Origin of the sequence: Sulfitobacter sp. 15WGC, assembly GCF_005068605.1 — a bacterium.
GTDB lineage: Bacteria > Pseudomonadota > Alphaproteobacteria > Rhodobacterales > Rhodobacteraceae > Sulfitobacter > Sulfitobacter faviae.
Genome location: NZ_SZNL01000021.1, coordinates 33,345 through 41,476, shown reverse-complemented (window position 1 = coordinate 41,476; position 8,132 = coordinate 33,345). Strand labels below are relative to the sequence as shown.

General features: G+C 63.7%; 8 protein-coding genes and 1 pseudogene. All 9 read right to left on the bottom strand.

Translation table 11 applies throughout. The features are described 5' to 3' along the window. Positions 1-150: pseudogene (locus FCK22_RS19610) on the bottom strand (peptide ABC transporter permease); the annotation flags it as partial. Further along, positions 144-1,253, bottom strand: a complete 1,110-nt coding sequence (locus FCK22_RS15455; protein ID WP_067262567.1) for a Xaa-Pro peptidase family protein — start codon at positions 1,251-1,253, stop codon at positions 144-146. The gene FCK22_RS15455 and the pseudogene FCK22_RS19610, both read right to left, overlap by 7 nt. A gap of 78 nt (positions 1,254-1,331) precedes the next feature. Beyond that, a complete protein-coding gene (locus FCK22_RS15450) occupies positions 1,332-2,924 on the bottom strand; it encodes an ABC transporter substrate-binding protein (protein WP_067262570.1) in 1,593 nt (530 codons plus the stop codon). Between the two features lie 64 nt (positions 2,925-2,988). Beyond that, entirely contained in the window at positions 2,989-3,579 is a 591-nt protein-coding gene (locus FCK22_RS15445) for an XRE family transcriptional regulator (RefSeq protein WP_067262572.1), read from the bottom strand. A gap of 202 nt (positions 3,580-3,781) precedes the next feature. Beyond that, positions 3,782-4,588, bottom strand: coding sequence for a metallophosphoesterase (locus FCK22_RS15440; protein WP_067262574.1), 807 nt, complete (start codon positions 4,586-4,588; stop codon positions 3,782-3,784). Further along, positions 4,585-5,373, bottom strand: coding sequence for an ATP-binding cassette domain-containing protein (locus FCK22_RS15435; protein ID WP_067262576.1), 789 nt, complete (start codon positions 5,371-5,373; stop codon positions 4,585-4,587). Before FCK22_RS15435 ends, FCK22_RS15440 begins: the two co-directional genes overlap by 4 nt. After that, entirely contained in the window at positions 5,366-6,340 is a 975-nt protein-coding gene (locus FCK22_RS15430; RefSeq protein WP_067262578.1) for an ABC transporter ATP-binding protein, read from the bottom strand. The genes FCK22_RS15435 and FCK22_RS15430 overlap by 8 nt, the downstream gene beginning before the upstream one ends. Further along, positions 6,337-7,155, bottom strand: a complete 819-nt coding sequence (locus FCK22_RS15425; RefSeq protein WP_067261571.1) for an ABC transporter permease — start codon at positions 7,153-7,155, stop codon at positions 6,337-6,339. The genes FCK22_RS15430 and FCK22_RS15425 overlap by 4 nt, the downstream gene beginning before the upstream one ends. Next, on the bottom strand, positions 7,152-8,096 hold the full coding sequence (locus tag FCK22_RS15420; RefSeq protein WP_067261573.1) for an ABC transporter permease: 945 nt from the start codon (positions 8,094-8,096) through the stop codon (positions 7,152-7,154). The genes FCK22_RS15425 and FCK22_RS15420 overlap by 4 nt, the downstream gene beginning before the upstream one ends. Positions 8,097-8,132 lie beyond the last annotated feature (36 nt).

The window sequence follows — 8,132 nt, the reverse complement described above, 5'->3', positions numbered from 1 at the left end:
GAGATAGCGTTCTTCGGAAATGCCGCGCTCACCGGCCATGACGACGATCGGGTCGCCGGGCAGCAAGCGGATGAAGGCGAATGATATCAGCGTGACGCCGATAAAAGTGGGGATGAAGGTCGCAAGGCGCGACAAGACATATTTCAGCACGGGAGCACCATCAGTTCCTTCGGAAAGTTGGTCAGGGATTTGTAGCCATCTTCGGTGATCAGCACGTCATCTTCGATGCGCACCCCAAAGTTGCCGATCTCATAGAGACCGGGTTCGTTGGTGTACACCGTTCCGGCGGGTAAAGTCATGTGGTTGCCGCGCATGATATAAGGCGCTTCATGCACATCGCGGCCCAGACCGTGGCCGGTCTTGGTGCGGATGCGGTCGGCAAAAGGAGAGGCTTCGAGCACGCCGGTCACCACATCGTCGATCTCATGCGCGGTGACGCCTGCGCGGGTGGCCTCCAGCCCGGCAAGGTTGGCGCGCAGCACAGTGTCGTACACCGCGCGCCCCTCGTCGCTGACATGGGCAAGGAAAACGGTGCGGGTGATGTCGGCGGCAAAGCCGTCCTTGCGCGCGCCGAAGTCGATCAGCAGCGCATCGCCTGCTTTGACGTGGTAATCCTCACGCGCCTTGGCATGCGGGCGGGCCGAGCCGTCACCGGCGGCGACGATGGGGGCGAAGGACAAATCATCAGCCCCTTCGGCAAAGATCATCTGCACCAGCTTTTGCTCGATCTCTTTCTCGGTCTGGCCGAGCTTCACGCTATCCAGCGTGGCGCGCAGGGCGCGTTCGGAAATGTCGATGGCTTTTTGCAGCGCCGCGACCTCGGCCTCGGTCTTGATCATGCGGGGGGCGGAGATCTCACGCTCGGCATCGATGATCCGCAGATCGGGCTGCGCTTTCTTCAGCGCGTGATGCACAAAGACGCGCATCACTTGGCCTTCAACTGCAAGCGAGGTGATGTTCAAATGTTGCATCAGCGCGGCGAAGGCATCGTCGTAGCCCGTCTGGTCGCGCCAATCGAAAACGGCCCCGTCGAAACCGACCAACTCCCAACTGCCCAGTTCAAGGTTCGGCACCAAGGCGGCGGCGGGGCCGCGGGCGGGGATCACCAGAACGAAGGGGCGTTCGTGGCTCATGAAGGCATGGTCGACGGCGCGGGTGAAATTCGGGCCGGGCACCAGCGCCACGGCATCGACCGATAGGTCGGCGGCGATATCGGCATAGGCCGACAGGCGATCATTCAGCGAAGGGGACATGGGCTGGCTTTCGGGCTGGCGAGGTTAATAAAATGGGGACGGCACATGATGCCGCCCCCTTTGGTCAAAGCGGCAGTGTTACTGCTTCAGGCCAACTTGGTTGAAGATGTGGCCCCCCAGCGGGTGCACGACATAGTTCTCAACCTCGGGGCGCATGGTCATGTAGACGACCGAATGCGCGATGGTGGCCCAAGGCGCTTGATCCTTGAAGATTTCCTGCGCTTCTTCGTAAAGCGGCGCACGCTCTTCTTGGGTCGGCAGAACCTTGGCTTTCTGGATCAGCGCGTCGAATTCCTCGTTGCACCACTGGGCGCGGTTGGATTTCTCGACACCGTCACAGCCCAGCAGAACCGCGAGGAAGTTGTCTGGGTCACCGTTGTCGCCGGTCCAACCCAGCAGCACGGCACCGTCACGGTCCTTGGACTTGGAGCGCTCCAGATACTCACCCCATTCGTAGGAGACGATTTCGACATCGACGCCAACCTTGGAGAAGTCTTCCTGCATCAGCTCGGCCATACGGCGGGCATTGGGGTTGTAGGGACGCTGAACCGGCATCGCCCAGATCTTCATCGACAGATCGCTGACGCCCTCTTCCTCGAGCATCGCCTTGGCGGCCTCGGGGTCATAGTTGTCGTCTTCGATGGCGTCGTTGTAGGACCACATGGTCGGCGGCAGCGGGTTCTTGGCGATTTCGCCGGAGCCTTGGAACACCACGTCGATGATCGCCTGCTTGTCGATCGCCATGTTCAGGGCCTTGCGGACCTTGGCGTTGTCGAAGGGCGCGACCTGCGTGTTATAGGCCAGATAGCCAACGTTCAGACCTTCTTGCTCCATCACGACGATGTCTTCGGCGTCTTTCATCGCCTGAACATCGGCCGGGTTCGGATATGCCATGACGTGGCACTCACCCGCCTGCACCTTCTGGTAGCGCACGGAGGCGTCGGGCGTGATCGCGAAGATCAGGCTTTCAACCTTGGCCGCATCGCCCCAGTAGTCGTCGTTGCGCAGGTAACGGATGACCGCGTCTTTCTGGTAGGCTTGGAACTTGAACGGGCCGGTGCCGATGGGCGCTTGGTTCACCATTTCAGGCGTGCCCGCTTCCATCATCGCGTCGGCATATTCCTTGGACACGATCGAAGCGAAGTCCATCGCCATATTCGCGATGAAGGGCGCTTCGGGACGGGTCAGGTTGAAGGCCACGGTGTAGTCGTCGACCTTCTCGATGCTTTCGATCAGATCGGGCATGGACATGCCGCCGTAGTATTCCCATGTGCCGCCCGAGACGGTGTGATAGGGGTTTTCTTCGTTACCCTGACGGTCAAAGCTGAAGATCACGTCGTCGGCGTTGAAATCGCGTGTCGGCGTGAACTGGTCGTTGGAGTGGAATTTCACACCTTTGCGCAGCTTGAAGGTCACGGTCATGCCGTCTTCGCTGACTTCCCAGCTTTCGGCCAGCGCGGGCACGACTTCGGTCGTGCCGACTTTGAACTCGGCCAGACGGTTGTAGATCGGGTGGCTGGAAGCGTCGAATGTGGTGCCGGCTGTGTACAGCGCGGGGTCAAAACCCTCGGGCGAGCCTTCGGAGCAATAGACCAGCGATTGGGCCGATACCGCCGAGGCCCCAAGGGCCGCCAGCATGGCACCGGTGGCCAATTTCGTTGTAAAAGACATAATATTCTCTCTCCTGGTTGGTTTGTTTCTTGGCAGCGGGGTATCCGCCGCAGGTGATACGCCCTTACGGGCGAGACGACGCGAATGCGGTGGCGACTGCCCCTTCATTCGGACGTATTCTATTGGCGCCAGCGGCCTGTTCATATTGCATCCGCCCCACCCAAAGCACGCGGGCGGGCTTGTCGGTCTTGTTGGACCACGAATGCGGGCTGCTGCCGAGGTAATGCAGGCTGTCGCCGGGCCGCATGATATGCTCCCCCCCATCGACGACCTGCGCGATCTCTCCCTCAAGGATATAGATCACCTCTTCCCCCTCATGGACGACCTCTTCCGAGGCATAGCCCGGCGGCACGTTCATGATGTAGGAGGACAGCTCATGGCCCGGGAAATCCGCGCCGATCTTCTCATATTCGATGGATGAGCCCGAGACGGCAAAGCGCGGACGCTCAGCCGCACGGGTCAGGCTGTCTTGGGTCTTGGGCGTATAGATGAAAAAACTGACATCGACCTGAAGCGCCACGGCGATCTGCGACAGGGTGCCCAGTGACGGCGTGGCCCGGCCCCGTTCGACTTGGCTGAGATAGCCCACGGACACGCCGGAGGCTTCGCCCAACTGCTGTAGAGTCAGGGACAAACGATGACGCTGCTTGCGCATGCGTGCGCCAAGCGTCGATACACTGTCGCCATTGGCAGTCAGCAAATTCACCCTCCCCGTGAACAGCGGCCCGATCTCATGCCGGGTATAGCCTTTTCATGTCTCGCTGTGTGAAATTAAAAAGGTTGAGGGTCAACAATAATTTTTTTACTGCACCGCGGCGCAGGGCGCGAGGCTGCGGCCAACGGGGGTGGATGTCATTCTACTCAAAGGATTTTAGCTGCGCGCGGTCGATCCGCGCCAATTCAGACGCCGTCGGGTCAAGCGGAGCAAAGGAGACGCTCAAGCCGCTGGGATGCCATTCGCAAAGGCCGAATCCAGTGCCCTCCACGATACGCAGGTCGCGGGTTTCGGTCAGGTCGATGGTGGAATGCAGACCGTTGGAAATGACCACCGGAATGCCGTGCCAATGGCTCACCCGATTCACATGCACATGGCCCGAGAGGAGGCCCGCCACGCGCTGCCCCTTCAACATCTCGGCCAAACGCGCACTGCTCGCCGCGTCCAGACTGCCCCATGCGAGGGCCGCGGGATCGACGCGCGGCGGGTGGTGGATCACCAAGAGTTTCGCCAGATCGCCATGACGCTGAAGCGCGGCTTCCAGAAACTCGAACTGCGCGTCGTCCAGCGCCCCGGCCACCTTGCCCGGCACGCTGCTGTCCAACGTAATGACATGCAGATCGCCCTGCGGCGCGTCGTGGAAATAGGGCGCATCGGCCAGCCCCGGCGCAAAGACCGCGTTGAACCCATCGCGTTTGTCATGGTTGCCGAGGGCCATGACCAGCGGCGCTTTCAGCGGTTCCATGATCTCGCGCACAAGGGCATAGCTTTGTTGGTCGCCATGGTTGGTCAAATCGCCACTGGCCACCACGAAATCGGGTTGGGGCTCCATCGCGTTGATCACCTCCACCACGCGGCGCAGGGTGGCGGGCGTGTCGCTGTGCAGATGTGGGTCGTTCAGATCGGGATGCGAGATATGCAGGTCGGTCAGGTGGACGAAACGGGTCATGGGCGTACTCCTGCGGCTGTCAGCAGGGTTTTCGTATAAGGGTGCTCGGGGCTGCGCAACACATCTGCCGCCGCACCGCTTTCCAAGGTCTTGCCATGCTGCAGCACCAGCACCCGGTCGCAGATCGATCCGACCACCGCAAGGTCATGGCTGATAAAGACCATGCCAAGGCCCAGATCATCCTGAAGGTCCATAAGAAGGTTGAGAATTTGCGCCTGCACCGAGACATCGAGGGCCGAGACCGCCTCATCCGCGACCAACAACGCGGGGCGGGTGACGATGGCCCGCGCGATGGCGATGCGCTGGCGCTGCCCGCCCGAGAACTCATGCGGATATTTACCCGCGTCCGCGGCATGCAACCCGACCTGCTCCAAAGCTTTGGCGATGCGGCGGGGGATATCCTCGGTCTCACCATTGGCGCGCAGCGGCTCGGCGATGGACCAACCGACGCGGCGGCGCGGGTTGAGTGAGCCGAAAGGGTCTTGGAAAACCATCTGAAAATCGCGCCGCAGGCTGCGCAGTTCTTGCCCCCCGAGCCCATGCAGATCGCGCCCCCGAAACAGCACCGCGCCCGCGTCCGGACGCTCAAACGCCATGATCAGCCGCGCCAGAGTGGATTTGCCCGAGCCGCTTTCCCCGACCACGCCCAAGGTCTCGCCTGCGTGCAGCGAAAAGGAGGCGTTTTCCAAAGCCGTCAGCACCGGTGGGGCCCGCAGCAGGCTTTGGCGCGGCAGTTTGTAGCGGCGGGTCAGGTTGCGGACCTCTAGAAGCGGCGCGTCAGTCATGGCACCGCTCCGTCAGCAGGTGGCAGGCGGCAGCGCGCTCTGCGTCGGTCTGCACAAAGTCCGGGCGCTGCGTGGCGCAATGGGGCAGCTCCACCGGGCAGCGCCCCGCAAAACGGCAGCCCTGCGGCAGCCCCTGCAGCGGCGGGACCGCGCCCGGAATGGTCGGCAGCCTGCGCCGTTTTCCTTGGGCATCCCGCCCCGCCACGCCCGGATCGGGCCGCGCGCCCAAAAGCCCCTTGGTATAGGGATGCGCAGGCCTGCCCAGCACCTCTGCCGTGCGGCCCCGCTCGACCATATCGCCCGCATACATCACCACGATGTCTTCGGTCGCCCGCGCCACGGCGGCGAGGTCATGGCTGATGAAAACCAGCGCCATCTGCCGCTCCCGCGCGAGCCGTTGCAGCAGGTCGGTGATCCGCAGCGCCACATTGGCGTCGAGCGCGGTTGTCGGCTCATCCGCGATCAGCAGCATGGGGTTGCAGGCCAGCGCCAGCGCGATCAGCACCCGCTGGCGCTGGCCGCCCGACATCTCATGCGGGAACTGCCGCAGGCGACGGTCGGGATCGGGAATGCCCACCTCTTCGAACAGGCTCAGGGCGCGGGCACGGGCGGCGCTGCGTGTCAGCCCGTCATGCAGCAACATCGGCTCCATCACCGTGTCGCCCACCCGACGCAATGGGTTCAGCGCCGCCATTGGTTCCTGAAACACCATCGCCACGCGGCGGCTGCGGAGCCTCTGCCAATCGCGCTCAGATGCGTCGGCCATGTCCTGCCCGTCAATCCGCAGCTGCCCGGTCAACCGCGCGCTTTCGGGGGCCATGCCCATCAGACAGAGCGCCAGCAGCGTCTTGCCCGAACCGCTTTCGCCGACGACCCCCATGCGGTCACCGCGCTCGATCACCAGATTGGCGTCGCGCAGGGCAGCGGCAGTGCCGAAATGGATCGAAAGATTGCTAAGCTCAATCATCGCGCACGCACCAGTCGGGGATCAGTGATGTCGCGCAACCCGTCGCCCAGAAGGCCAAAGCCCAGCACGGCCACGACAATGCACAGCCCCGGATAGATCGCCAGTTGCGGGGCGAGATACATCAGCGTCTGCGCCTCCGACAGCATCCGCCCCCAGCTTGAGGCGGGCGGCTGCGCGCCGAGGCCGAGATAGCTCAGCGCCGCTTCGGCGAGGATCGCCACGGCGAACTCGATGGTGGCCTGCACGATCACCGCCGCGGCGATGTTGGGCAGGATGTGATCGCGGCTGATCGCGAAGCGCCCGCGCCCGGCAGCCCGCGCGGCGGCGACATAATCGCGCGTCCAGATCTGGTTCGCCGAGGCGCGGGTGACTCGGGCGAAAATGGGAATGTTGATGAAGGAGATCGCCAGCACCGCATTGGTCAGCGAGGGCCCGAAGACCGCCGCCAGCATGATCGCGAACAACAGCGCCGGAAAGGCAAAGCCCAAGTCGGCGAGCCGCATCACCGCATCCTCGACCCAGCCGCCGAGCGCGGAGGCCAGAAGCCCCAGCCCCACGCCAATGCTGCCGCCCAAGAGCACCGCCACCAGCGCCACGGTCATCGAGTTTCGCGCCGCCGCCATCAACTGCGCCACCACGTCGCGGCCCAACTGATCGGTGCCCAGCCAATGCTCCGTAGACGGCGGGGCGAACTTGGTGGAGATCGACATCGCCTGCGGGTCATGCGGGGTCCAGACAAGCGAGAGCGCCGCCACCCCGACGACGAGGCTGACCAGTACCGCACCCAGCAGGAAATTCGCCGGAAGCCGCCTCATGCCCGCGCCTTCAGCCGAGGGTCAATGACGACGTAGAGCAGATCGACCACGAAATTCGCCGTCACCACGATGGCGGCGAACAGCATCACCAGCGCCTGCACCGTGGGCAGATCGCGGTTGGCGATGGACTGGAATATAAGCCGGCCCAGCCCCGGCAGGTAGAAGACGTTTTCGATCACGATGGTGCCGGTCACTAGGGCGGCGAACTGCATGCCGACGATGGTCACGATCGGCACCAGCGCATTGGGCAGCACATGCCGCCAAAGCACCCGCCGCCGCGAGAGGCCGCTGGCGCGGGCGGTGCGCACGAAGTCCTGCCGCATGACCTCCAGCGCCGAGGACCGCGTGACCCGCGCCAGCACCGCCGATTGCACCAGCGCCAGCGCCACCGTGGGCAGGATGAGCGAGCGCAGCGCCGCCCCCGGATCGTCCCACCCGGCAAAGCCCCCCGGCGGCAGCCAGCGCAGCTTCACGGCAAAAAGCATAACGAGCAGGATCGACAGCCAGAAGGCGGGCACGGCGATGCCAAGCTGGCTGAGAAACATCACCCCCCAGTCGCCCGCGCGCCCATGCTGCGCCGCCGCCGTGATGCCAAGGCCCAGCGCCAGCACCAGCGTCACCAGCATCCCCGCCACCGCGAGAGAAATCGTCATCGGCAGTCGTTCGGCGATGAGTTCCGAGACCGGCACGCGGAAGGAATGGCTGATGCCAAAATCCCCCTGCACCGCGTTCCAGACCCAAGCGAGGTAGCGCGTCACCACCGGCTCGTTCAGCCCCAGCTGCTCGCGCAACGCCGCCAGCGCGTCCTCGCTCGCGTCCATGCCAAGGATGGTCAGCGCCGGATCGCCCGGCAGCACGTTCATCACGGCAAAGACGACGAGCGAGACGGCGAGCAGCGTCAGCACGAAACCGAGCGTGCGGCGGAAAAGGAAATAGGCCACGAAGTCAGGTCCAAAGGCCGCGGCACCGGGGGCGCC